Source organism: Paenibacillus tengchongensis (assembly GCF_008973665.1).
Lineage (GTDB): Bacteria > Bacillota > Bacilli > Paenibacillales > Paenibacillaceae > Paenibacillus_AQ > Paenibacillus_AQ tengchongensis.
Map to the genome: position 1 here is coordinate 1 of NZ_WACP01000064.1, position 620 is coordinate 620.

The window sequence follows — 620 nt, forward strand, 5'->3', positions numbered from 1 at the left end:
ACTTCGACGCCTGAGCCGATAGGTAGTACGCCGTTGATGGGCGGCACGTTGAATGCAACTACCGAGCAAGCGGCTAAGGATAAAGAAAGAGAATTGCAAAATAATCAGAATAAGACAATTTTGACACACGGCGAGTATATTGGATCTAATGAGCCGTCATTTGGCGATACGCCGTTAAATGCTGCGATGGGCAAATCTGACGAACCGCCGAAAATTGATCCGTTTGCAAATAATTCTTCGACGGCTGCTTTGCCTGGTATGGGAGCGCCGGAAACGCCTCCAGCTTCTCCGGCGGACGAATCAATTATGGATGCGATCGCTAAAGATACAACGCCACCACCAGCTCAACATTATAATCACCCTGCGAAAATTCCAAATCCTTCTCGGAAATCGTCGTGCGGTACGGCGTAATAAAAATCTTCACCGCATCGTCAACCACTTTATACCGCAAATGATCAGCTGTTGCTTTATCTAGCGCAATAATAAAATCGCGCAAACTATTCGCCGTCTGTTCAAACGTCTTATCTGGATTTAAAAACGAAATCGCTGGCGGTACTTCGCCGCTAAACACCGCCGTAGCATGTTTACCCAGTTTATTTAAGAAAATCGTCAACGCCAGC

The 620-nt window shown here is 46.6% G+C and carries 2 protein-coding genes; one reads left to right on the forward strand and one right to left on the reverse strand.

Going from position 1 to position 620, the window contains the following annotated elements:
• The coding region (locus F1381_RS27925; protein WP_222850503.1) for a hypothetical protein at window positions 1–411 on the forward strand (411 nt) is incomplete at its 5' end.
• Here F1381_RS27925 and F1381_RS28680 read toward each other — a convergent pair.
• The coding region (locus tag F1381_RS28680) for a DHH family phosphoesterase (protein WP_222850504.1) at window positions 320–620 on the reverse strand (301 nt) is incomplete at its 5' end. The genes F1381_RS27925 and F1381_RS28680 overlap by 92 nt on opposite strands.